Origin of the sequence: Rhizobium sophoriradicis, assembly GCF_025200795.1 — a bacterium.
Lineage (GTDB): Bacteria > Pseudomonadota > Alphaproteobacteria > Rhizobiales > Rhizobiaceae > Rhizobium > Rhizobium sophoriradicis.
In genome coordinates, this window is record NZ_CP104152.1 from 765,141 (window position 1) to 788,707 (window position 23,567).

At 61.0% G+C, this 23,567-nt stretch carries 25 protein-coding genes and 2 pseudogenes; 17 read left to right on the forward strand and 10 right to left on the reverse strand.

Annotation, left to right across the window (positions count from 1 at the left end):
* Nucleotides 1-64: 64 nt before the first annotated feature.
* Nucleotides 65-802 (reverse strand): annotated as a pseudogene (locus N2597_RS03685) (response regulator); the annotation flags it as partial.
* A 216-nt stretch (nt 803-1,018) separates the two neighbouring features.
* Between N2597_RS03685 and N2597_RS03690 the strand changes: the two are divergent.
* From N2597_RS03690 to N2597_RS03720, 7 genes are all read left to right on the forward strand, one after another.
* Nucleotides 1,019-2,041: an ABC transporter substrate-binding protein gene (locus N2597_RS03690; protein ID WP_183598898.1), complete on the forward strand. Its 1,023-nt coding sequence runs from the start codon at nt 1,019-1,021 to the stop codon at nt 2,039-2,041.
* A gap of 116 nt (nt 2,042-2,157) precedes the next feature.
* A complete protein-coding gene (locus N2597_RS03695; protein WP_183598900.1) occupies nt 2,158-3,186 on the forward strand; it encodes an ABC transporter substrate-binding protein in 1,029 nt (342 codons plus the stop codon).
* 67 nt (nt 3,187-3,253) lie between these two features.
* The gene (locus tag N2597_RS03700) at nt 3,254-5,476 is read left to right on the forward strand and encodes an ABC transporter permease (protein WP_183598902.1); all 2,223 of its coding nucleotides are present in this window, start codon (nt 3,254-3,256) and stop codon (nt 5,474-5,476) included.
* Nucleotides 5,473-6,534, forward strand: coding sequence for an ABC transporter ATP-binding protein (locus tag N2597_RS03705; RefSeq protein ID WP_183598904.1), 1,062 nt, complete (start codon nt 5,473-5,475; stop codon nt 6,532-6,534). Before N2597_RS03700 ends, N2597_RS03705 begins: the two co-directional genes overlap by 4 nt.
* Nucleotides 6,527-7,387 (forward strand): inositol monophosphatase family protein, encoded by an 861-nt coding sequence (locus N2597_RS03710; protein ID WP_406549680.1) that lies wholly within the window; start codon nt 6,527-6,529, stop codon nt 7,385-7,387. Before N2597_RS03705 ends, N2597_RS03710 begins: the two co-directional genes overlap by 8 nt.
* A gap of 121 nt (nt 7,388-7,508) precedes the next feature.
* Nucleotides 7,509-8,036, forward strand: coding sequence for an NUDIX hydrolase (locus tag N2597_RS03715; protein ID WP_086156136.1), 528 nt, complete (start codon nt 7,509-7,511; stop codon nt 8,034-8,036).
* Between the two features lie 285 nt (nt 8,037-8,321).
* Nucleotides 8,322-9,059 carry a class I SAM-dependent methyltransferase gene (locus N2597_RS03720; protein WP_183598906.1) on the forward strand — a complete coding sequence of 246 codons (738 nt, stop codon included), beginning with the start codon at nt 8,322-8,324 and terminating at the stop codon, nt 9,057-9,059.
* A 318-nt stretch (nt 9,060-9,377) separates the two neighbouring features.
* Here N2597_RS03720 and N2597_RS03725 read toward each other — a convergent pair whose 3' ends face one another.
* The gene (locus tag N2597_RS03725; protein WP_341356222.1) at nt 9,378-10,472 is read right to left on the reverse strand and encodes an extracellular catalytic domain type 1 short-chain-length polyhydroxyalkanoate depolymerase; all 1,095 of its coding nucleotides are present in this window, start codon (nt 10,470-10,472) and stop codon (nt 9,378-9,380) included.
* Between the two features lie 446 nt (nt 10,473-10,918).
* Complete coding sequence (locus N2597_RS03730; protein ID WP_183598908.1) at nt 10,919-11,797, reverse strand: NAD(P)-dependent oxidoreductase; 879 nt, start codon at nt 11,795-11,797, stop codon at nt 10,919-10,921.
* Nucleotides 11,798-11,933: 136 nt separating this feature from the next.
* Between N2597_RS03730 and N2597_RS03735 the strand changes: the two genes are divergently transcribed.
* Complete coding sequence (locus N2597_RS03735) at nt 11,934-12,836, forward strand: LysR substrate-binding domain-containing protein (RefSeq protein ID WP_183598910.1); 903 nt, start codon at nt 11,934-11,936, stop codon at nt 12,834-12,836.
* Between the two features lie 40 nt (nt 12,837-12,876).
* Here N2597_RS03735 and N2597_RS03740 read toward each other — a convergent pair whose 3' ends face one another.
* Nucleotides 12,877-13,947 carry a GlxA family transcriptional regulator gene (locus tag N2597_RS03740; RefSeq protein WP_183598912.1) on the reverse strand — a complete coding sequence of 357 codons (1,071 nt, stop codon included), beginning with the start codon at nt 13,945-13,947 and terminating at the stop codon, nt 12,877-12,879.
* A gap of 178 nt (nt 13,948-14,125) precedes the next feature.
* Here N2597_RS03740 and N2597_RS03745 point away from each other — a divergent pair, with 178 nt between their 5' ends.
* The 4 genes from N2597_RS03745 (at nt 14,126) to N2597_RS03760 (ending at nt 16,956) form a co-directional block, all read left to right on the forward strand.
* Complete coding sequence (locus N2597_RS03745; protein WP_183598914.1) at nt 14,126-15,202, forward strand: class I SAM-dependent methyltransferase; 1,077 nt, start codon at nt 14,126-14,128, stop codon at nt 15,200-15,202.
* 272 nt (nt 15,203-15,474) lie between these two features.
* Nucleotides 15,475-15,741 (forward strand): DUF2277 domain-containing protein, encoded by a 267-nt coding sequence (locus tag N2597_RS03750; protein WP_039618475.1) that lies wholly within the window; start codon nt 15,475-15,477, stop codon nt 15,739-15,741.
* Nucleotides 15,742-16,111: 370 nt separating this feature from the next.
* Complete coding sequence (locus N2597_RS03755; protein WP_183598916.1) at nt 16,112-16,519, forward strand: GFA family protein; 408 nt, start codon at nt 16,112-16,114, stop codon at nt 16,517-16,519.
* Between the two features lie 179 nt (nt 16,520-16,698).
* A complete protein-coding gene (locus N2597_RS03760) occupies nt 16,699-16,956 on the forward strand; it encodes a GlsB/YeaQ/YmgE family stress response membrane protein (RefSeq protein ID WP_009986535.1) in 258 nt (85 codons plus the stop codon).
* 197 nt (nt 16,957-17,153) lie between these two features.
* On the opposite strand, the gene N2597_RS03765 is transcribed toward N2597_RS03760, so the two are convergent.
* On the reverse strand, nt 17,154-17,525 hold the full coding sequence (locus N2597_RS03765) for an ArsR/SmtB family transcription factor (protein ID WP_183598918.1): 372 nt from the start codon (nt 17,523-17,525) through the stop codon (nt 17,154-17,156).
* 108 nt (nt 17,526-17,633) lie between these two features.
* Here N2597_RS03765 and N2597_RS03770 point away from each other — a divergent pair, with 108 nt between their 5' ends.
* The 3 genes and pseudogenes from N2597_RS03770 to N2597_RS03780 all read left to right on the forward strand — a co-directional run bounded on the left by N2597_RS03770 (nt 17,634) and on the right by N2597_RS03780 (nt 19,620).
* Nucleotides 17,634-18,380, forward strand: a complete 747-nt coding sequence (locus N2597_RS03770) for a glucose 1-dehydrogenase (protein WP_086156141.1) — start codon at nt 17,634-17,636, stop codon at nt 18,378-18,380.
* Between the two features lie 275 nt (nt 18,381-18,655).
* The gene (locus tag N2597_RS03775; RefSeq protein ID WP_086156444.1) at nt 18,656-19,015 is read left to right on the forward strand and encodes a VOC family protein; all 360 of its coding nucleotides are present in this window, start codon (nt 18,656-18,658) and stop codon (nt 19,013-19,015) included.
* 264 nt (nt 19,016-19,279) lie between these two features.
* Nucleotides 19,280-19,620, forward strand: a pseudogene (locus N2597_RS03780) (antibiotic biosynthesis monooxygenase family protein).
* A 34-nt stretch (nt 19,621-19,654) separates the two neighbouring features.
* Here N2597_RS03780 and N2597_RS03785 read toward each other — a convergent pair.
* The 4 genes from N2597_RS03785 to N2597_RS03800 all read right to left on the reverse strand — a co-directional run bounded on the left by N2597_RS03785 (nt 19,655) and on the right by N2597_RS03800 (nt 22,062).
* A complete protein-coding gene (locus N2597_RS03785) occupies nt 19,655-20,467 on the reverse strand; it encodes an alpha/beta hydrolase (RefSeq protein ID WP_183598920.1) in 813 nt (270 codons plus the stop codon).
* 138 nt (nt 20,468-20,605) lie between these two features.
* Complete coding sequence (locus N2597_RS03790; RefSeq protein ID WP_183598922.1) at nt 20,606-21,259, reverse strand: glutathione S-transferase family protein; 654 nt, start codon at nt 21,257-21,259, stop codon at nt 20,606-20,608.
* Complete coding sequence (locus tag N2597_RS03795) at nt 21,252-21,737, reverse strand: SRPBCC family protein (RefSeq protein ID WP_183598924.1); 486 nt, start codon at nt 21,735-21,737, stop codon at nt 21,252-21,254. Before N2597_RS03795 ends, N2597_RS03790 begins: the two co-directional genes overlap by 8 nt.
* The gene (locus N2597_RS03800; RefSeq protein WP_009986347.1) at nt 21,730-22,062 is read right to left on the reverse strand and encodes an ArsR/SmtB family transcription factor; all 333 of its coding nucleotides are present in this window, start codon (nt 22,060-22,062) and stop codon (nt 21,730-21,732) included. Before N2597_RS03800 ends, N2597_RS03795 begins: the two co-directional genes overlap by 8 nt.
* 169 nt (nt 22,063-22,231) lie before the next feature.
* On the opposite strand from N2597_RS03800, the gene N2597_RS03805 reads away from it, so the two are divergent.
* Complete coding sequence (locus N2597_RS03805) at nt 22,232-22,594, forward strand: hypothetical protein (RefSeq protein WP_086156144.1); 363 nt, start codon at nt 22,232-22,234, stop codon at nt 22,592-22,594.
* 44 nt (nt 22,595-22,638) lie between these two features.
* Nucleotides 22,639-22,863, forward strand: coding sequence for a hypothetical protein (locus N2597_RS03810; protein ID WP_096763968.1), 225 nt, complete (start codon nt 22,639-22,641; stop codon nt 22,861-22,863).
* A 114-nt stretch (nt 22,864-22,977) separates the two neighbouring features.
* Here the strand turns inward: N2597_RS03810 and N2597_RS03815 are convergent, their stop codons facing one another.
* On the reverse strand, nt 22,978-23,445 hold the full coding sequence (locus tag N2597_RS03815; RefSeq protein WP_096763969.1) for an NUDIX hydrolase: 468 nt from the start codon (nt 23,443-23,445) through the stop codon (nt 22,978-22,980).
* Nucleotides 23,446-23,567: the final 122 nt, after the last annotated feature.

Sequence of the window (23,567 nt, forward strand, 5' to 3'; positions counted from 1 at the left end):
CAAATGAAGACGATCGCAAAAGGCAGCCGAAAGGCGATGGAAGAGAGGAAGGGGCGGCTGATGAAGGTGCAATCTCGCCATCGTCCGTATCGAGAACATAGCCCTTGCTGCGTCGCGTTTTAATATGTCGTGGCAGGTCCGGATTGCGCTCGATCTTGCGACGCAGGCGCAGCACGAGTACGTCGACATTGCGGTCGATATAGCGTTCGCTTTCCGCGCCGAGCCGGTCGAGAATATGGGCGCGGCTGACGGGGGTGTTCGGCGTCTCAGCGAGGATCTCGAGCAGGGCGAATTCGGCGCTGGTGAGCGACTTTGCAGGGTCAGTGCGACACGTGGCGCGCCGATTCTTCAGATCCACCGACCAGTCGCCGAGCTTCAAGGAGGTGGGCTCATGCTCACGTTCGCTTTCCCGCTCCGGCTTGAGCGAAGGGATCGTCCTGCGCAGCACGGCCTTGATGCGGGCCGTCAATTCGATAGGTTCAAAAGGTTTAACGACGTAGTCGTCCGCCGCCGTTTCGAGGCCGAGAACCCGGTCCGCGGCGCTGCCGGCAGCCGTCACCATGACGATGCCGATATTCGTCTGCGCGCGCAGACGCTGCGCGAGGGTGCGGCCGGAGGTGCCCGGCAAATTATGGTCGACAAGCACGAGATGAACGGTTTCGCGCGAAAGCACGATCGCCGCATCCTCCGCCGATGGCGCTGTGAGCGGGGTCCAGCCTTCCGCCTCCACGAGGTCGGAGATAAGCTCCGCCATGTCCGGGTCGTCCTCGACGATCAGAATGCTTATCTTCTCATTCAACACATGCACGTCCTCCCGCATCCATTATAGGCAGGGCCTTCAAGATCTTCAAAGCAGCCTCTTGTTATGCGATTTGTCACATTTGTAACCTTTGTCATCTTTTCGACCGCAAGACCTCTCCCCGCTGTAAGAACCGTAACCATTCTCCGATTGCGCGGGGCGGTAGATGTGACATCCTGACTGTGGAGATTGGGACGTAGCGTCCAATGGGAGGTAATCGTGAGAGGCATCACCGCTTTGAGCGCGGTCGCGGCTCTGTGGTTGGCGAGCGCCGGCACCGGCACGACTGCCCCATCCCTCACCGTTCTATGCGGTGTCGACGAGACGTGGTGCGCCGCGATGAAGACAGCCTACGAGGCGAGGAGCGGGCTCGAGATTTCGATGACCCGCAAAAGCACTGGCGAGATCTTCAATCAGATCCGCGCAGAGAAAGCTGCGCCAACCGTCGACGTCTGGTGGGGCGGGACTGGCGATACCCATCTGCAGGCTGGTTCCGAAAATCTTCTCGAGCCCTACCAGCCGGCTCATGAACGCGACATGCTGCCTTGGGCGCAGAATTTCTTTGCCATGTCCGGTGGCAGGTCTGCCGGGATTTACGCCGGTGCTCTCGGCTTTGCCTACAATGCCGATCTGCTACGCGAACTGAAGCTTCCTGCCCCGACCTGCTGGAAAGACCTGGCGGACACCACTTATCGAGGGCGCATCCAGAGCGGGAATCCGAGTTCGTCCGGGACCGCTTTCACGACACTTGCGACGCTGGTGCAGCTCTTCGGAGAGGATGAGGCTTTCCGTTACCTCGCTGCGCTCAACCGCAATATCGAGCGCTATACGACTTCGGGGGCTGCGCCCGTCAAAGCGGCAGCTCGCGGAGAAACGCTGATCGGCATTTCTTTTATGCATGATGCCGTCACGCAGAAGCAGGCGGGCTTTCCCCTCGTTATCGTCGCACCCTGCGAAGGCACGGGCTACGAGATCGGCGCGGTGAGCATCGTCAAAGGGGCGCGTAATCTCGCGGAAGCCAAGCATTTCGTCGACTTCGCGCTCAGTCCGGAAGGACAGGGTACGGGTGCAGCCTCCGGCCAGAACCAGGTGCCGTCCAATGCGAATTCCAGCCTGCCGTCGGCAGCCCCTGATATCTCGATGATCAAGATGGTGGATTATGACTTCGCCACCTTCGGCTCCCCGGACGAACGAAGTCGACTGCTCCACAGGTTCAATGCGGAAATCGCCGCGACGAACTGATCGAGTCCTTTAGACAAAACGCAATCCGAGATCGTGAAGGCGCCGACGGGCAGGCCGATGGCCCCGCTGTGGCTTGTTCACGTGAAGAATCAACCAAGGCAACAGGAGGATGCCCCATGAAAATGAAGACCTTTTCCATCATGCTCTTCGCCGGCTCTGCCCTCACTGCGCTACCCGCGCAGGCGGCTGGCGAATTGAACCTCATCTGCTCGGCCGATGTCGTCATCTGCGAACAGATGAAGGGCGATTTCGAGAAAGCCCATAGCGACATCAAGGTAAACATGGTTCGTCTCTCGTCCGGCGAGACCTATGCCAAGGTGCGCGCCGAGGCTCGCAATCCGAAGACCGACATCTGGTGGGCCGGCACGGGCGATCCGCACCTTCAGGCGGCTTCGGAAAACCTGACGCTGGAATATAAGTCGCCGAAGCTCGATGAACTCAACGACTGGGCGAAGAAGCAGGCCGAAAGCTCCGGCTACAAGACGGTCGGCGTCTATGCCGGCGCGCTCGGCTGGGGCTACAACACAGATATCTTCAAGTCCAAGGGCTATAAGGAGCCGGTCTGCTGGGCCGACCTCCTGGCGCCGGAACTGAAGGGTGAAATCCAGATCGCCAACCCGAATTCTTCCGGAACCGCCTATACGGCGCTCGCCTCTCTCGTTCAGATCATGGGCGAGGACCAGGCCTTTGACTACCTGAAGAAGCTGAACACCAATGTTTCGCAGTATACCAAATCCGGCTCGGCGCCCGTTAAGGCGGCGGCACGCGGGGAGACGGCGCTCGGCATCGTTTTCGTGCACGATGCGGTGGCGCAAACGGCGGAAGGCTTCCCGGTCAAGTCAACCACGCCCTGCGAAGGCACTGGCTATGAAATCGGCTCCATGTCGATCATCAAGGGCGCACGCAATCTCGACAATGCCAAGATCTGGTACGACTGGGCGCTGACAGCTGAAGTCCAGTCGCGCATGAAGGATGCCAAATCCTTCCAGCTGCCTTCCAATAAGAGCGCGACAATCCCCGAGAAGGCGCCGCGCTTCGAGGACATCAAGCTGATAGACTACGACTTCAAGACCTATGGCGACCCGGCAAAGCGCAAGGCGCTGCTGGAGCGCTGGGATCGGGAAATCGGCGCCGCCGCCAACTAATGTGCCAACCGGCGGCGCCCATGTCAGCGGGTGCCGCCTCCCTCAACTCAAAGACAGCGAGGTAGCCATGAGACATGGCAATCGCAGGCTGGATGTCGTCCTGGTCCTGGGCGCGGTCGCATTGACCTTATTGCCCTGGTACCGGATGGAGACCGGCTTCTTCGGACTCGGATGGTTGGCCGGCTTTCCCCTTTCCCCGGAAGCAGCCCCGGGTCTCGTGCAGATTTTTTCCTATGGCCGTCTGTGGCTTGCCGGTGCGCTTGTGCTTCTTTTCCTCGCGTTCGCAGCCCGCGGAATGGCGGAACCGATGCGCCGCGGCGCGGTACTCGCCTGGCTCGGTGCGCTCGGCGTTTTCTTTCTTTCGCTCCAAGGCCTCGCCATAGGCATTTCGGGCTGGACCTGGTCCTTGAGCGAAGCGCTCTTCGGCACGCTCGCGGACGGCCAGCCCTCCATGGGGGTGGGCGCGGTGCTCTCTGCTATTGCCTTCGTGCTACTCTTTGCCTTCGGCCTTGCCGAGCGCGGTGCCATGAAGGGCGATGCCTTCGTCGTCAGCGCGATCGCACTGCTCGTCTTCCTCGTCACGGTCTTCGTGTTCTACCCGATCGGCAGTATGTTTGTCGGTTCGGTGCAGGATTTCGACGGCTCGTTCAATGCGGATAACTTTATTCGCAACGTGCAGGACCCCAGCATCTGGAGCCTCAACTGCGTGATCGGGGCCGGTCGCTGCGGCGTCGCCTGGCGCACGCTGTGGCTAGCCATCATGACCGGCCTCGGCTCGACCTTGCTCGGTCTTGCCTTCGCGCTTGTTGCCACCCGTACGCGTTTCCCCATGAAAAAGGGTCTCAGGCTGCTGACGATCCTGCCGATCATCACGCCGCCCTTCGTCATCGGCCTGGCCCTTACACTGCTCTTCGGTCGTGCCGGTGTCGTTACGCAGGGGCTATCCGATCTGTTCGGCATTGAGCCCGGCCGCTGGCTTTACGGGCTGACCGGCATCTGGATCGCGCAGGTGCTGTCCTTCACGCCGATTTCCTTCCTCGTGCTGATCGGCGTCGTCGAAGGCGTCAGCCCGTCGATGGAGGAAGCGTCCACGACGCTGCGCGCTGACCGTTGGCGCACCTTCTGGCGGGTGTCGCTGCCGCTGATGAAGCCGGGGCTCGCCAACGCCTTCCTCATCGGCTTCATCGAAAGCATGGCCGATTTCGGCAATCCGCTGGTGCTCGGCGGCAGCCATGGCGTGCTGTCGACTGAAATCTTTTTCGCCGTGGTCGGTTCGCAGAACGATCCCTCGCGCGCCGCCGTTCTCGCCACGGTACTGCTCGCCTTCACGCTGTCTGCCTTCCTCGCTCAGCGCATCTGGCTGTCGGGCAAGAACTTTGCCACCGTCACCGGCAAGGGCGATAGCGGCTCCCACATTGCCCTCCCACGCGGGTTGTCGATCGCCGTTCATGCCGTGGTCATCCCGTGGATCCTCTTCACGCTGGTTATCTACGGCATGATTCTGATCGGCGGCTTCGTGAAGACCTGGGGCCTGGATAATTCCCTGACGCTCGACCACTACGCCAAGGCCTTCTCGATCAGCTTCGAAAGCGGAATTGCCTGGACGGGCGTTGCCTGGAACTCGTTCTGGACAACGATGGAAATCGCGTTGATCTCCGCGCCCTTGACGGCCGTCGTCGGTCTGCTGACCGCCTACATCATCGTGCGTCAAAAATTCGCCGGCAAGAACGCCTTCGAATTTGCCCTGATGATGAGCTTTGCCATCCCTGGTACCGTCATCGGAGTCAGCTACATCATGGCCTTCAACCTGCCGCCGTTGGAAATGACCGGCTCGGCGCTAATCCTGGTCGCCTGCTTCGTCTTCCGCAACATGCCGGTCGGCGTGCGGGGTGGCATCGCGGCGATGAGTCAGCTCGACAAGAGCCTCGACGAAGCCTCGCTCACGCTGCGAGCCAACAGCTTCCGCACGATCCGTAAGGTCATTCTACCGCTCTGGCGTCCTGCCATCACCGCCGCGCTCGTCTATTCCTTTGTGCGTGCCATTACTTCCATTAGTGCCGTCATCTTCCTCGTCAGCGCGCAATACAACATGGCCACCTCCTACATAGTCGGCCTCGTGGAGAATGGCGAATATGGCGTGGCGATCGCCTATTCCTCCATGCTGATCGTCGTGATGATCACCGTCATCGCCGGCTTCCAACTTATGGTGGGCGAACGTCGCCTGCGCCGTGAAAACCGCGTCGCCGGCATTGCCACTTCTGCTCCCTCTCGTCAGGAGAAAATAGCATGATCAACCAGAAAGCCGGTTCCGTCGTCTTCCAGAACGTGCGCAAGACGTTCGGCGCCTTCACTGCCATCCCAGACCTCTCCCTCACCATTGAGCCTGGCACGCTCGTCACCCTGCTTGGCCCTTCAGGTTGCGGCAAGACGACGACGCTGCGCATGCTCGCCGGCCTCGAACATCCTTCCGCCGGAAAAATCCTCATCGGCGGCAAGGACGTCACGATGCTGCCGGCCAATGAGCGCGATGTCTCGATGGTGTTCCAGTCTTATGCGCTGTTTCCGCACATGAATGCCCGCGACAACGTCGCCTATGGCCTGGAATCCTCGGGCCTCAGTCGGAAGGAAGCACGGGAGAAGGCGGAGGAGGGGATGGCGCTGGTCGGCCTTGCCGGCATGGGGAGCCGCCTTCCCGCCGAACTGTCAGGCGGTCAGCAGCAGCGCGTTGCTGTTGCCCGCGCACTGGTGCTGGAGCCGCAGGTACTGCTGCTCGATGAGCCGCTCTCCAACCTCGATGCGCGCTTGCGCCGGAAGGTGCGCACGGATATCCGCGAGCTTCAGCAGCGTCTCGGCTTTACCGCCGTTTATGTCACGCACGATCAGGATGAGGCTCTGGCGGTATCCGATCGCATCATCGTCATGAAGGATGGCGAGATCGCCCAGTCCGGCACACCGCGTGAGCTTTACGAAGCGCCCGCCTCCTCCTTCATCGCCGACTTCATGGGAGAGGCGAATGTCATTCCCTGCGAGGTGATCCGCATTGAAGGTGCGGAGGCGCTCATCCGCGTGGCTGGTGTGGACCATCGCCTGCCGGGGCGCAGCGCAAAGCCCGGCATGGCGAAACTCGCCGTCAGGCCCGGAGCGATCACCATAGCGGCGCCAGGCCAGCAGGGCCTGGCAGGACGCGTTCTCCACAGTGCATATCTCGGCGGACATGTCGAATATGAGATCGAGACCGACGTCGGGACGCTCTTCATCATCGACCATGCCGTCGAGAGAAATTTGCCGCCTACGAGCGATGTAACGCTCGGGTTTGAGAATCGCGGCATCGCGCTGATCAATGCCTGAAACATTCGAAATTCGATTAAAGGATCGCAGTATGATCGTACTTGACGCAAACCTGGAGCAACGTTTCGCTCTCGCAAAATCTCTCGCCGAGAAAGCGGGTGCGCTTGCGCTCGACTATTTCAACAAGCGGGACACTCTCGTGATCGAGACAAAACGCGATCTTCAGGATGTCGTGTCGATAGCGGATCGAGACGTCGAGACTTTCCTACGGGAGCGGGTCGCTGCAGCATTTGCCGACGACGGCTTCCTCGGGGAGGAGTTTGGCCATCAAGTCGGAAGCTCGGGCTACACCTGGGTTGTCGATCCGATTGACGGGACCGCGCCTTTTGTCAACGGCATGCCGACCTGGTGCGTTTCGATCGCTGTCCTGCATGGCGGTCTTCCCGTTGTCGGCGTGATCCAGGTCCCCTGCGCCAATGAGCTGTATGCGGCGGCACTGGGCCTCGGTGCAAGCCTGAACGGAGAGATGCTGTCGCTTGATCCATCCCGAACAATTCAGAACGCGATGACCGGCATCGGCTGCAATACGCATGTGGCGCCGGAGCGTGTCGGTTCGATCATATCGGCCGTGCTCAAGAACGGCGGCACCTTCATCCGAAACGGCTCCGGCGCGCTTATGCTCGCCTATGTGGCTGCAGGTCGACTGGTTGGCTACTATGAACCTCATATGCGGGCCTGGGACTGCATGGCCGGTTACTGCCTGGTCAAAGAAGCCGGAGGTCAATATCTGCCGTTTTCGACCGTGGGAGAAGATTTGCTGACGGGACAACCTGTTTTGGCGAGCAACGTTTCGGCCTTTACCGAGTTGTTGGCGATCCATAATGCGAATGGCGGCAATGGGCCCGGATCGTGAGCTGGGTTAGGGGGCGCCTGCTTCGCCTCCGGCCGGCGGTTTGGTCCCGCCCTTGATTGTCATCACCTGTCATGAGTCTCAGACAGGTGAAGCGCTTACAACACTCGGCGATGACAAGCACATGAAGACTCCAAAAAGGCCCAGCAAACCCCGGCCGGACAAGTCTCAGCCACTGCTCCGCCAGCTTGCCACCGTCCCCGCGAAACTGTTCTCCGGCGCGTTCCGTCAACAGTATGGGGCGCTGTGCTTCCGCTACGCCGAGGGTGAAGTCGGGCTCCAGATCCTTGTGATCACGTCGCGCGACAGTGGGCGCTGGGTCATTCCCAAGGGCTGGCCGATGAAAGGCAAGAAGCCCTTCGAAGCTGCGGCCGTCGAAGCTTGGGAGGAAGCTGGCGTGCGCGGGTCGGTGAGGAAGAAGCCGGTCGGCCGCTATACCTATCTGAAAGAATTCGACGACGGCGACATCGCCCCCTGCATTGTCGACGTGTTTCAGGTGGAAGTCACAGAGGTCGGTGACGGTTTCAAGGAGCAGGGACAGCGTATTCTCGAATGGGTCGACCCCGACGAGGCGGCACGACGCGTTCGCGAGGTTGAACTCAAAACGCTGCTGGTGGAATTCAAGGTTCGCGGCCGCAAGAAGGGCGGTTAAGGTACGAGTGGCACCCCGCTCACAGAAAGTCGCTCGCGAAAGCTGATGTTGTGACGATTTCGACCTGAGCGTGGCGGTTGATTTCCTCGGGTGCGTTGCTAAAATGTCGTTCATGGTCGAGCAGGACACCCATATTGTCTCCCGGTTTGCCGGTATTCCGTTGGCGGGATACCGGGATGTCGACCACACAATCTAAAACACGCGGATCGTTGCCTGGTCTCGCCCATAGCGGATGAGGTGCGTCGACGTTGCAGCCTTGTCCTCCTTATTTTCCTGGAGATTAACATGGCACAGAATATCTACGACAATCCCGATTTCTTTAGCGGTTACAGCCGGTTGCCTCGGCAAGTGCACGGGCTGGACGGCGCACCCGAATGGCCCGCGATCAAAGCGATGCTTCCAAGCCTAGAAGGCAAGTATATTGCGGACCTGGGCTGTGGATTCGGTTGGGCCTCGCGATGGATGCGTGATCAGGGCGCGGCTTCAGTTATTGGATACGATCTTTCCCAGAACATGATTACCCGAGCGAAAGCCGACACGGCAGACGCCGCCATCGACTATCGCTTTGCCGATCTCGATATTTTGGAATTGCCACATGCAAGCTTCGATCTGATCTACAGCGCCCTGGCGTTTCACTACGTAGAGAACTTCGACAGGCTTGCGCGGATGATTTACGATGCGCTCATCGCAGGGGGAGACTTGGTGTTCACCATCGAGCATCCTATTTTCATGGCAGCTCGTCATCCGCATTGGATTCTGGATGAGGACGGTCGCAAGACCTGGCCGGTGAATGGCTATTCTATCGAGGGAGAGCGCCGTACAGACTGGTTCACGAAAGGGGTTGTTAAACACCACCGGACCCTGGCGACGACACTCAATACCCTGATCAAGGTCGGCTTCAAGCTGATCCAAATCAATGAGTTTGCGCCGACGTACCACCAGATTGCTGCGATACCGGAATTGGTCGAAGAGCTCGAACGTCCGATGATATTACTGCTTTCGTTTCGCAAGCCGGAAGCTTAATGCAGATGCGCCGCTCATCGACTGTGCCTTGGAATCTCAATTTGTCGACCTAGGGCTTTTGGGCGTTGTCTGCAGGGATCAAGCATGTTCGGTAGTTAAAAGCTCGACGCCATAATTCTGACATTTTGCAAATGTGCCCTGGCAGCATCGTTTACCTTCTATACCGTTTTCAGGCAGAAATTCCACTTATACCCCTGTCCAAGTTTCCCAATCCAGCTCTGGACGTTGCGTCGACGGCATTGGAAGGCCGGCGGAAGCAAACACCTTCGCACGCGCGGACTGGGTCAGCAGAAATGTATGGCGGAGTGTCGCTGATGGCTATCGCATCAGCCCTGCCGCTCGAAGCGCGTCGTTTATGACCTTGGCGATCTTGCCGTCGGGGGCGGCGCTCGCGGCCTTGGCGCGCGGCCTGGCATAGCGCGATGCTCTTCCTGTCGTGGATGAAGCGGCGTCGGGCTCTTGCCCGCGGACGAAGTCTCCGCCTGCCTCAGCCTCCTCGACGTCTGCTTCCGTCGCCAGCTTCCATGCATGGGCTATACGAACGGTCGAGGAAATCCCTGCCTCGAGCATATGCGGGCCGGCTCTGCCGATGGCGCGATCGCCGCTCGTCGCCAGGGGAACGCCGTGGCCCATGCCCTTGACGAGATAGATCTCAACGGCCTCCCTGCCTTTCACGTCGAGCCAGACTTTGCGGCTATGGCCGTGTATCAACTCGTTCCGCGTCGGCTCGACGGCAAGGGAATGCACGCCGCTCCATTGCTGGGCGATCTGATCGGCATTCCTGGCTCGGACCGTCTGGTCATGCGTGCCGTGCCAGATCGAAATCTTGGGCCAGGGCCCGCGGTGGTTCGATGCGCGCTTGAGGGCCGATTGCAGCCTGGAGACAGTCGGCGGGTTGCGGCCTTGCATGCGCTCGAAAGCCTCTGCCACGGTGCCTGCCACGCCATAGGGCAGCCCGCCGATGATGGCGCCGCCTGCAAATATCTCAGGGTAGGTCGACAGCATGACGTTCGCCATCGCACCGCCTGCCGACAGGCCGGTGATAAAGATACGCTTGGGATCGATGCCCTGCGACTGGACGAGATGGCCGATCATCTGCCGGATGGACGATGCCTCGCCCGCATCCCGGCTGATGTCGCCGGGCTCGAACCAGTTGAAGCAGAGATTGGCATTGTTCGACCGCTGTTGCTCGGGATAAAGCACCGCAAATCCGCGCCGCTCGGCGAGCTCGGACCAGCCGGAACCGGCGGCATAGCCCTCTGTCGTCTGTGTGCAGCCATGCAGCGCCACGACAAGCGGGGTGCCGGGAGCCATGATCGAAGGCAGATACAGCCACGCCTTCAATGACCCCGGATTGGAGCCAAACCTCCCGATTTCGACCAAGCTGTGATTTTGTGGGGGCTTGTCGAGCACTGTCGTCTCCTATGGCCGCCAATCGGCCTGAGCTTTCGATGTGGGGACGATTGCTGCGCCGCACAATGGAGTTCTCAAGTTAATTCGCCCGCGCGCAGATTTATCCGAGGTCTTACCGGCGCTGAAAATTCCATTGGGAGCGGCAGAACAGCCGAAAAATCAGGGGCAGGAATCCCCACCTGTCCCGCAGATCGTTGCAGCGAGTGCATAGCTGCAGTGCAACATAGACGCTGGCGGATGGCGCCGGTGCGAGTATGATTACTTCAATCGAAGCGATGCACCTCCTCCCGCAACGCTTCGACATTCAGACGGCCCACTCCTCCTCCCGAAGGGACGTCTGTTGGAACAGCGGCACTCCTCCTCCCAAGTCGCTGTTCGGTTCTTTTAGGAAAGCCTGCCGCACCTCCTCCCGCGGCAGGCTTTTCTATTTGGGGAGATGGAGCCCTTCAGCTCACAGCGCTGTTCCTGCTCCGGATCAGCTCAAACACGCCTGAAATGTCTTCGTTGCCATGTCCGGCACCGTCGCGCTTGCGGAATAGGTCCAGCATCGGGTCGAGCAGATCGGTGGCGACGCCCTGCTCGCGGGTGGCGGTGAGGATGTTTTCGAGCGCTGCGGTTTGCATCGCCAGATTCGACGCGACATTGACGCCGTGGCGGCCGGTATCGATCTTCTCCGCATAGCCGGGAAGCTCACCCATCATTGCGGTCATCCAGGGGCCGAGCAGCTTCAGAAATGCACTCGCGCCGACGCCTTCGGAACCGACAAGGGCGGTGGCGTGAAAGAAGCCGGCAAAAAGGCCGTACATCCCGCTGAGAAGGGCGAGATCGTGGAGCGATGCCAGTCCGGCATCCGCACCGAGATAGGTGGCGGCGCCAAGCGCCTCGAGCGTGCCGACATGCGCCTCGAAAGTCGCCTTAGAACCGCTGTAGAGGATAAGTGCATGTTCGCCTCCGATCATCGGAGGCGTCGCCATGATGCCGCCGTCGAGATAGGCGGCGCCGAGGCTTTCGAGCCGCTCGGCGGTGGCGCGTGCCTGAGCCGGCGTGCCATTGGTGAGATTGACCACCGCACGCCCGGCAAGCACCGAGGCCGCACTGTCGAGCACAGAGTTCAACGCGGCGTAGTCCATTACGCAGATCACGGTGACGTCGCTCGAGGCGATGGCGTCTGCCGGGCTGCTGCTTTCGCGAGCGCCTTTGGCAACCAGAAAGCCAGCCTTGCCGGCCGTGCGATTCCAGATGGTGACCGAATGCCCTTGCTGCAGAAATCGGGCGGCCAGCGCCTGCCCCATGGCTCCCAAGCCGAGAACCGAGATATTGGCCATATGTGTCATCCTTCCACGTTCCGGTTGCAATGCCGCCCCTGTGGGCGATTTGGCGAAAGATGCAATATTGGACGAGCGCGGAGTAGTGGGCTATTTGTGGATCCATCGTCTGTAAATTGGAACGACGGACAGGTGAATGCTCAATCTCAACGACCTGCTGGTTTTCGTACAAGTCGTGGATCACGGCGGTTTCGCTGCAGCCGGTCGCGCGCTGCGCCTTCCCAAGTCCACGCTCAGCAAGCGGCTTTCCGAGCTGGAGCGGAAGATCGGCGTCCGCCTGATCCAGCGGACCTCGCGCAGTTTCGCCGTGACCGAGATTGGCCGGGATTTGTATCGTCATGCCGCCGCCATGCTGATCGAGGCGGAGGCGGCCGAGCATGTCATCAAGGGCCGTCTGGCGGAACCAAGCGGAACTGTCCGGATCACCGCATCGCTGCCGATTGCCCAATTCCGTTTGGCGGCGCTGCTTCCGCGCCTGGCAGCGAGCTATCCGAAAATGCGCATTACGCTCGACGTTTCCGACAGGTTCGTTGATATCGTGCAGGAAGGTTTCGACATCGCGATCCGCAACCATTTCTCCCCGCTGCCCGACAACGACCTCGTGCAACGCCGGATCGATGACGACCCCACCTGGCTCGTCGCCTCGCCGGATTATATCAGGGAGAAGGGCGTGTGTTCGCGCCCCGAGGAAGCGAGTGAGCTCGATGGGCTGATGGCATCGCCCTCGGAATCGGTTTGGACCCTTCGCAATGGCGAAGGCACCGTCGCCAAGATCACACCTTTGCCGCGCTACGTGGCCAACGAGACGATCTCGCTCCTGGAGGCAGCCAAGGCCGGACTCGGCGTGACCTGCCTTCCGAGCAGCTTCTGTGCACAACTCATTGCATCCGGCGCACTTGTTCGCATTTTACCCGAGTGGACGGGAGGCGGCGTGACGACAACCCTGCTGATGCCGCATCGCCGCGGGCAGCTCCCCTCGGTTCGAATGGTGGCGGACTATTTAATCGCAGAACTCTCCCGGCCACGCCAAGACGCCTGATCGTGGCGCGGAGGCGCTGGGAAGCGACGGAAGGGCCGCCTCAGCCGTGCTGCTGCGATGACGGCCGCTTGGCATAGGCCGGCACCTGAAACCGGCGACGATAATTCCCCGGAGCCAGGCCGGTTATCCGCCTGAACAGACGTCGAAAGAAGGCGGGCTCCTCGTAGCCGACCTGCCAGCTTATCTCGTCGACGGAAGCTTCGGTTCGCTCCAGCCGCCGCTTCGCCTCCTCGATCCGCAGCCGTTGGACATAGGCGATCGGGCTCATGCCGGTCGCCCGGGTGAACCGCCGCTTGAAGGTCCGTTCCGTCAGCCCCGCCTGCCTGACCATCTCCTCCAGCGGATTGGCGACCGAAAAATGCGCGGCAAGCCAGTCCTGTGCAGTCTGGATCGCCTGGTCGCCGTGGTCGCGCCGCCCCTCGAACACCATGTAGGGAGCCAGCCCGTCCTGGTGCCATTGCAGCGCAAAATAGCGCGCCACCGTCTGCGCCGCCGTCGCCCCGGCATGGCGGGCGATCAGGTAGAGCACGAGATCGTGCCATGTCATCGAGGCGCCTGATGTAATCAACTCGTCCCGCTGGCCGGCGACCACCAGCACCTGCTCCGGATGGATCGTGACCTCAGGATAGGCGTCGCGGAACGTCTGGGCATAGCCGAAATGGACGGTGGCAGCGGCGCCATCGAAGACGCCGGTCTCGGCAAGCAGGAAGATGCCCGAACAGGCCGAGCAGATCAGCGCCCCCTTCGCGTGCATGCTCCGGCACCATTCCACCAGTTCAGGATAGCGGCGCTTCACCCAGCCTTCCGGCCCGAGCACGACCGACGGCACGATGACGATGTCGGTCCGCTCGATTTCGGCGACCGGCCGTTGCACCACCAGCGGCACGCGGCTGGCGAGCGTCAGCGGGCCGGCCCTTTCGCCGACGATCTCGACGTGGAAAGGAGGCGTCTTCGTAATGCCGTCCTCCGGCGGGACGATGGAAAAGGCGTTCATCACATCAAAGATGCCGCTCAGCGTCGAGACTGCCGCCTCCGGCAGCGCCACCAGGCTGACATGGAGCGGCTGCGGCCCCGGCGCCCGCTTCGCCTCCTGCTGCGTTCCCGTCATCATCGGTTCCCCCTCGGCAGCAATGATAACCCCGGAGCGCAGCTGGGGGCCACTGCGGCGACAGCTTGCTGGCGTGGCGCAAATGGCCCGATCATGGCCGGCACCGCTCTGCCGCTCATGCCAACGGTCTGCAATCCTTCCCCGGACCTCGAACGGAGGTTTGCAAACAGGGAGAAACATCATGGATACAATGCAAAGCAGGACCATCGACAGTGCGAAGCTCGACACGCTGGTCGGCCGCGTCGTCAGCGATCTTTCCGCCGGCTATGGCGGGGTCATGGTCAGCCTCGGCCACCGCCTCGGTCTATACAAGGCAATGGCCGACCGCGGTCCGCTCACGTCTCGCGAGATCGCCACCCGTGCCCGCTGCGCCGAACGATATGTGCGCGAATGGCTGAACTCGCAGGTCGCCGGCGGCTATGTCACCTATCATGCCGTCAGCGGCACCTATGAGCTGACGCCGGAACAGGCTTTCGTGCTGGCGAACGAGGACAGCCCCGTCTTCATCCCGAATGCCTGGGCAACGCCGGCTTCCATGTGGGCCGACGAGGAAAAGGCGGTCGAGGCCTTCCGCACCGGCGCCGGTATCCCTTGGGGTGACCATGATGGCCGGCTCTTCTGCGGCGTCGCTTCCTTCTACCGCAACGCCTACCGCGCCAGCCTGGTGCCGGAATGGCTGCCGGCGCTCGACGGCGTGGTGGAGAAGCTGAAGGCAGGCGCACTGGTCGCCGATGTCGGCTGCGGCCACGGCCATTCGACCGTGCTGATGGCGCAGGCCTTCCCGAAATCGAAATTCCACGGCTTCGACACGCACGAAAAATCGGTCGACGAAGCCCGAGAGGTGGCGGGCGAGGCGGGCGTTTCCGATCGCGCCACCTTTTCGACCGCGCGGGCGGAGACCTATCCGGGGACGGGCTATGACCTCATCTGCTTCTTCGACTGCCTGCACGACATGGGCAATCCGGTGGCAGCCGCTACGCATGCGGCCAAGGCCCTTGCCAAGGACGGCACGGTGATGCTGGTCGAGCCCTTCGCCAACGATCGGGTGGAGGACAATATCTCGCCGGTCGGCCGGCTCTATTACGCCGCTTCGACGACGATCTGCTGCGCCCATGCGATTTCCGACGGCGGTCACATCGTGCTCGGCGCCCAGGCCGGCGAGGCAAGGCTCAAGGACGTCTTCCGCAAGGCGGGCTTCACCCGCTTCCGCAAGGCCATGCAGACGCCCTTCAACCTGATCCTCGAAGCCCGCCTCTGACCAGGCCGGTGCTGAGGGCGCCGGACTTCCACCCACCCTCCGTCGTCGTCGGGCTTGACCCGAGGAGCCATGCCGGCAGTTGATTGCGGCCGTGGATCCCAGGCTCGAGGCCTGGGATGACGGAGGGTGGGGTGCTGTTGCTGCCATACTTCGGCTGCCGCGTGTTTGCCGAGTGAGTTGCTGACGACTAGACTGTTTGTCATTTCCGCTCGCGCGACTAGTTTAGGGGAAGCAATCCTCCCGAATGGGAGGGAGACGACCGGGAGCAAGTCATGTGCCGAAATATCAAGCCTCTCTTCAATTTCGATCCGCCGGCGACGGACGAGGAGATCCACGACGCCGCACTTCAGTTCGTGCGGAAGCTGAGCGGAACCAACAAGCCTTCGCAACGCAATGAGGCCGCCTTCGAGCATGCGGTCAATGCCATCGCGAAATGCGCCCACGAGCTGCTGCATTCGCTGGAGACCTCGCAGCCGCCTCGCGACCGCGCCGAAGTCGCGGCGAAGGCGCGTGCGCGATCAGCAATGCGCTTTGCATGAAGGCCCGAGGGGAGGCAGCAGAGAATTCGCGTGATCTGACGCGATGTCGCCGCAGCCGCCTTCATGCAATCCCGCATCCATCCGCCACGCCGGCAGCAAGCATGGCACCAACCGCCCCCGTCTCCGTCATCCCAGGCCTTGAGCCTGGGATCCACGGCCGCAATCGACGAGGCCGGCATGGGTCCTGGGGTCGAGCCATAACGAAGGGTGGGGTGAGCTGGGGCGCGGCACCGCGGCGTGTCACTGTGCTCTATTCACGGAGTGATCTTTGTCCCGCCGGTCTCGCTTTCGGCAAGGCGGAAATTTATGCTGTAACCTGTCAACCCCGCAGCCGTGAGGTCGACAAGTGTTTGTCAGCCCGAGGATCGACATGCCCATCTTTCATGCCAAGTGTCCCTGCGGCGCCCTTTCGCTGGAGGTCGATGGCGACCCCTTGCACAACCACATCTGCACCTGCACCCGTTGTCAGCGTGCATCCGGCAGCGCGCTGTCACACAATGTCTGGTTCCGCGAGGGGGATGTCCGGATCGTCTCCGGCGACTATTCGACCTGGTTTCCGCAAGGCGAAAGCACGCCCGATGTGATGAAAGCCTTCTGCCGGATCTGCGGCGGCGGTGGATTCTCGAAATCCGGAGATTATTTTCCCGGCTCCGTCATCATCGCCGGCGGCACATTCGCCGATCCGGCCGTTCCCGCCCCGGATCATGTCCATTGGTGGAACAACCGTCCGCACTGGATCGGCCTCGCCGAGGCGATCGAGCGTCATGGGGAGGGTTGAACTTATCCGGGAGACGCTTGAATTGCGTCCGAGAAGCCGCGGCGTCGGCACGCACCGCCTTGGGGGCGGGGGCTTACGGAACCAACTCGCCTCGCTGAAGGTTATAGTCTTGTCGCTTGGCCATCGTCGCTCGATCTGCGGGACAGCCGGCGCTCAATGATTCACAATGGGGAAATCCTATGGAAAATGAAGGTATCGGCTGGATCGCCGCAATCATCATCGGCGGCATCGCCGGCTGGCTCGCCGAGATGTTCATGAAGAGCAACATGGGCGTGCTGATGAACGTTCTGCTCGGTATTGTCGGCGCCATCGTCGCCAACTTTATCCTGTCGCTCTTCGGCGTCGCCCTTGGCGGATGGCTGGGTTATCTGATTGCGGGCTTCATCGGCGCCTGCATCCTGATCGCTATTGCAAGAATGATCAGACGTCCGGCCTGACGAAACAGGAGGCGCCGCCAAACCGGCCGCCTTCTTCACGCACTCCTGCCGCCCGCGAGCGTGGCTTGAGGCGTGGTCATCTCGTGTTCAAGGCGCCTGGCGAAGCTGGGCGCGGCGCATGCGTCAAAGCAGCCGCACCAGGGGCGGATCTCCGTCTCATCGGTCAGGCGTAAAGCCTCGGCTAATACCGCTTCGGCTCATTGCCTGTCGCGGCTTTGTTCCCCCGACATCGTCTCCAGCTGCCCGGGAAACAGCCCGTAAGCCACCAGAATCGACTTGATCAGCCCCGGAAAGCGCGCGTCCAGTTCGGCGCAGCGGGTCTGGTTGCGCATCTCCACCCCCTGGCGCTCGCTGCGGATCAGGCCGGATTCGCGCAGCACCTTGAAATGGTTTGACAGCGACGATTTTGGGATGACGCGGTCGCCGAGGTCGGCCAGCGCCGAGCACGTTCCACCGCAGCCGGCGGTAGCAAGCTTCGCGAAGATAGCGACGCGTTCGGGATCGGAGAGCGCGTAAAGAATCGCCTCCGGCCGTATGTCCTCCAAGGCTGGGTGAAAGAGCGGTCGCATGAATTTTATATAGCGCCCCTTGACATCAAGATCAACAGTTCCGAATTTCTGAACTATGGAACAAGCTGCCACTCCCGGCGGCAGTCCAAGTCAGAAGGAATCGAAAATATGGCCAAGCTCACGGGTAAAGTCGCAGTGGTTACGGGGGCCTCCAAGGGGATTGGCGCCGCCATTGCCAAGGCGCTGGCGGCCGAAGGTGCGAAAGTCGTGGTGAATTACGCCTCGAGCAAGGCGGGAGCCGATGCGGTGGTCGAAGCGATCGGCGCGGCCGGCGGCAAGGCGATTGCGGTTCAGGGCGATGTTTCCAAGGCCGAACAGGCCCAGGGCGTGGTCGATGCCGCCGTCAGGGAATTCGGCAAGCTCGACGTCTTGGTCAACAATTCCGGCGTCTACGAATTCGCCTCGATCGAGGAAGTGACCGAGGAACATTATCGCCGCATCTTCGACGTCAACGTTCTCGGCGTTCTCCTGACCACCCAGGCGGCGGTCAAGCACCTCGGCGAGGGCGGCAGCGTCATCAACATCTCCTCGGTGGTCACCAGCATGGCGCCGCCGTCCTCGGCCGTCTATACCGGCACCAAGGGCGCCGTGGAGGGCATCAACAGCGTGCTCGCCAAGGAACTCGGCCCGCGCAAGATCCGCGTCAACGCCATCCTGCCGGGCATGGTCGAGACCGAGGGCACACACACGGCCGGCGTCATCGGCTCGGATCTCGAGCAGACCGTCGTCGCCCAGACGCCGCTTGCCCGCATCGGCCAGCCGGACGATATCGCCGGCGTCGCCGTCTTCCTCGCGTCCGACGACGCCCGCTGGCTGACCGGCGAACGGCTGGCCGCCAGCGGCGGCTTCCGTTGAAGGCATTTCCGTTCTCTTCGGATCACAGAGTCGGGTGTTTAGGCCGGGGTCGGCCTGAAACCTCGATCCTGTTCTGAATAAAAGAGTAAGAGCATGATGTCGTCAGAAGCCGCTCACGCTTATCGGCATCATGCTCTCGCAGTGCTCGCGGTTGTAAGCGCCCCGGCCGTGATGATCGCATTGGCGATACTGCAAACTCAATGCCCGTCCTAATTGACAGGTTGCACGCGCGCCCGAGCGATTGCATTGTGCTGTTGCAAGGTGAGGAGAATTCTATGCCAAAGGCCATTGGAATCGGCGGTCTGTTCTTTAGGGCGGCGAACCCGGCTGGCCTGGCGGAATGGTATCAAAAGCATCTCGGTATTGACGACCTGCACAAATCGGTATGGCAGCAGGAGGCCGGGATGACGATATTTGGTCCGTTTTCGAAGGACACCAATTATTTCGGTCGCGCGGAACAACAATGGATGGTCAATTTCCGCGTTGATGATCTCGATGGGCTTATGGCCAGCCTAACGGCAAGTGGGATCGCGGTGGAAACTCGGGATGAGTGGAACTCGGAGGTAGGCCGCTTTGCCCGCATTCACGATCCCGAGGGCAATCCAGTCGAGCTGTGGGAGCCGGCGCAGGGTTGATGGCAAATGGCCGCTGCTCGTTGGCCGCTCCCGATGATTCACGCGCCTTTAGGCTGGGAAAGGGTTTCGCCACGCATCCAGTTCTTCAAGCCGTCCGTTCCACCTTCGAATATGCCGGAACTCGGTGGTCAGGCTTCCCGCCGAACAACGGCCTCCTCGGCTGTGGCCATGGATTCCAGGATCAGCGCCCGTATGAACGTTGCGGGATTGACCGCCCGGCGGATGGTTGCAAAGATCTCTGTCTGTCCGCAACGAGAGGTTGGCATGTCTATCGCGACCTTACCTGCACCGCCCTATTACGTCGTCTGCTTCTCATCGCAACGAACGGAGGTCGAAGACGGCTATGGTGACGTCGGCGCTGCGATGGTGGAACTGGCGCAGCAGCAGCCCGGATTCTGGGTTTCGAAAGCGCCCGCCGTGCCGACGGATTCGGCATCATCAACTCTTATTGGCGGGACGAAGAAAGCATCCGGGCATGGAAAGCGGTGGTCGATCACGTCGAAGCGCAACGCCGGGGCCGGGCAGACTGGTATGAGCGTTATGAAATCCGTGTCGGGCTGGTTCAACGCGCTTATGGATTCGAAGCGGAAGCCGTCAGACTATAATGATTCTTCGCCCTTGGTGCCGTCCGTGACTCATTCAAGGCCGGTTTTCTTCCAGCGCTTCCACGAAACGGATGTCGTCACCGACCATGTTATCGTTGAAGATGTCGTTGTGACCCGCACCGTCATAGATCACCATCTGCTTGGGCTCGGGTGCGAGGCGGTACAGCGCCTCGCCTGAAGAAAGCGGGATGCTGTCATCGAGCCGGCCGTGCAGGAACAACTTCGGTTGTCTGACTTTGCCGATGTTGAGGTCCGAGCGGAAGGGATCCTTGAGAAGAACCGCGACCGGGAGGAACCGATAACGCGTCTGCGCAACCGACAGAACCGACAGGTACGGAGACACAAGAATGACCCCCGCAGCCGGCCTGTTCGCGGCCGTATTGACGGCAACGCCGGTGCCAAGTGACCGGCCCAGCACAACGATGCCGCTTCCGGCCTTGGCCGAAAGCCAGTCGAAGGCGGCAATGCCGTCTGTCAGCAGCCCCTGTTCGCTGGGTGAGCCGGTCGATCCGGGATAGCCGCGATAGGAAATCGCCAGCAGTCCGATCCCCCGCGTGGCCAGCGCCTGCGCGAGAAAGGCGTAATTGTCGACGCGGTCACCGTTTCCGAAAAAGAGCAGCACACAGGGCTTGTCGCTGTCGCCCTGGCTGTACAGCCCATGAAGCATCTCGCCGTCGGGCGTTTTGACGTGGACCGTCTCGCCCCAGCTCGCGGGCTGCGGCAGAGGTGCGGCGCCGGCGCCGGGATAAAGCAGCGACCGCTGAGAAAAAAAGACCAGAGCCACGACCGCCATGTAGGCGATAGCCGCCATCAGCGGCAAGATCAGCAAGTACCTTGTAGCGCTCACGAAGAATGGACCCACTGTTTGGCAATGCCCGGAATGTTTCGCAGCAACCGCGGCCCGTTGCGGCGTGGTGTGCTCAGCGCAGCGGCAATCTTTGCACAAAGCCTTCCGATGGAGAAGAGGTCGAGACGCGTTACGCCTTCACGCTCGCAGAAGGGCTTCGCCTCTGGCCTCTGAGGCTGGGAAAGGGTTTCGCCACGCATCCAGTTCTTCAAGCCGTTCGTACCACCTTTGGATATGCCGAAACTCGGCGAGTGGAATTTCGGCGGCGGCTGCATAAGGAAGTGCGGCCGCCAGGGCAAAATCCGCAACGGTCAGCGTCTTGCCGACAGCGACGCTATTGGTGGCCAAATGCTCATCGAGCACGCGAGCGTGCAGCCGAAAACTCGCCTTCGCATCGTCGATCACGGCCAAGTCAGGCTTCCTGCCGAACAACGGCTTGATCAGGGTTTCAAACCACAGCGTTGCTCCGTGCAGGGTGAAATGACTGGCATCCCAGCTCAACCAGCGCAGCACGTCGATCTGCCGGTGGTCATGCGGCCAGAAATCAGATGCGACTGTGTCAGACAGCCTGCACATGATGGCGTTGGCTTCCCATAAGGTTCCGGCATCATCCTGCAGCACCGGGACTTTCCCGTTCGGGTTAAGCGCCAGGAACTCTGCGCTGCGCTGTTCTCCGCCTGCGAGGTCAACCCTGACGAATTCGACATCTGCCTGCAGAAAACGAGCGGCGGCGCAGGCCTTGCGGGGATTGAGCGTCTCGCAATAATAGAGCTTCATCGCCGCCTTACGCATGGTTCCGCCCTTCGGATTCAGTCCCGACAAAAGAGCTCAATCGCTCGAAACTTTCCGACCAGCCGGATTCATGACCCGCAAGGGAGGATGCGCTTTCGAAGCCAATTTGGCGAAAGGTCATTTCCGTGCCTCCGTCACTTTCCCTGAAGGTGATGGTGACGAGTGTTTCGGGACTGGTTTGCCCGGTTCCGCGCTCCCAGGCATGTGTGAAGACAAGCCTGTGCGGCGGCTCGACCTCCAGATATTTTCCGCCGACCCAATGCTCTTCTCCATCCGGCGCAATCAGGCAGGCGCGGTGTCTGCCGCCGGGCCAGGCTTCAAGTCTGTCGCCCACCGCCTTGAAACCGTGAGGACCACACCATTGCACCAGGGCTTCCGGGTCGGTCCATGCCCTGAAAACGAGATCGCATGGGGCATTAAACCTTCGCACAAGAACCAGGTCGCGGCTGTTGTCGGTGGCTGTTTCCGGATTAGTCATTTTCGTATCCTTGTACCTTGGACAGATAGTCATCGAGGCGATCGAAGCTCTGATCCCAGAAGCGTCTGTAATCGCCCATCCAATCGGCAATCGTCTTCAACGCTGCCGGTTCGAGGACGCGGGGACGCGAATTCGCTTCACGGCCGGAGCGGATCAATCCGGCTTGTTCCAGGACCTTGAGATGTTTTGATATGGCAGGCTGAGACAACTCGAAGGGATCAGCGAGTTCGGCCACCGTCGCCTTGCCCGTCGCAAGCCGCGCGAGAATGGCTCGCCTTGTGGGATCGGAGAGTGCCGAGAAAATCGCGTCGAGCCTGTCGTCCATACATCACCATATAGCTATATAGCCAAATGGATATATTCTGTGCGGCGAAATGTCAAAAGCTATTTCGCGTGCTTTTCAGCCGAAGCGACGGAATTTCGATTGCGACCTCATCTCAGGCAGGAACTTGAGGGGAGTTACTGACGTTTCCCCCGCTCGAAAGGAGCCCGTCATGGCCAAAATGAAAATCCCGAAGAAGATCGGCGGATACAAGATCCCGAAGACAATCCGAAAGAATTCCATTCTCAAGGGCATGCTCGCCAACAAGGCGGGACGTGATGTTCTCGCCAGCGCCCTGGTTGCTGGTGCGGGCGCGGCGGCGGCTGTCCTTGTCGAAGAGCGCGAGGAGATCGCGGATACTGCAAAGACTGCCGGGCGCAAAGGCGCAAACACGCTGGGCTTGATCGGAGAAGCTTTCCAGCGTGCATCGGACGCAGCAATCGATGTCGTGCGCGATGCAGCCGGCGATATGCTGCCGAAAAAATCCAAGAAACTCGCAGATCAAAACCCTCGGAAGGGCGTCGCCGTTCACTAGCGACCGCGCCGCCCCGGAAGAAGAAGCGCCGGCTGGAAGCCTTGATGCGCGATCGCGCCGACGACGGAGTGCTGGAGCAGGCCAAAGCGGCCGCTACAGCAAAAATGATCGGGAAACTGCTGCGTAAGCACCCGCTGATCGCCGCCGAACTGGTCGCTTCGGGGGCGGCGAGAGGGCTTGCGGTTGGAGTCAGCGAAGTCGGCAAACGGATCTTGGGTGGTGACGCCACCAAAGAGAACGGGAGCGTGGATGAAGGAGAGGAATCTTAAAGGACGAGGCGAGGCGATACTCAAGACGCTAACGCGCAGAAGCGCGATCGGGCTTTAAGCTGGCAAGCCGATCGGCAGCTCTCATAAATGCGCTTCTCTCGGCAGGCGCTGGGGTTAAGCAAGATACTGTTTCCTCGGGTGCGACCGGAGGCGGTGAAGCACATCCCTCAGCCCCGGCTCATGGACGTGGCGGGCGGCCTCCGCCAGAGACACCCATTTGCGCCGCCGTTCCGCGCTCTCGGGGAAATCGTCGTCGACCTCGGAAACTTCCAAAGCGTGAACCGTGACATGATACGGCCAGCTGCGGCCGGGTTTGCGGTAGGTGAACGTACCCAGGACCTCATCGCTTACGTGACCTCGCACCCCTGCCTCTTCGTAGCTCTCGCGCGCTGCCGCTTTTGAGCTCGTCTCGCCGATGTCGATATTGCCTTTCGGAATGCCCCATCTGGCGCCGCTCCGGTTGCTCAACAACAGGACCTCACGTCCGTTCTTGGTTTTCCGGACGCATAGAGCTGCCGCTTGGGCATGTCCGTGCAGCAGGAGCCGAATACCACCAGCTGCGATATGGATAAGGCGATCCATCGCGGTTCCCTCCTATACGCCAAACTAACCAGCGCGGATGAAACCGGTTCCATCGCCGCGCACAGTGTCCCGAGCCCTGCGGTGATGTCCCGGCGACGGCGTAAATCACACATTATCAGTCG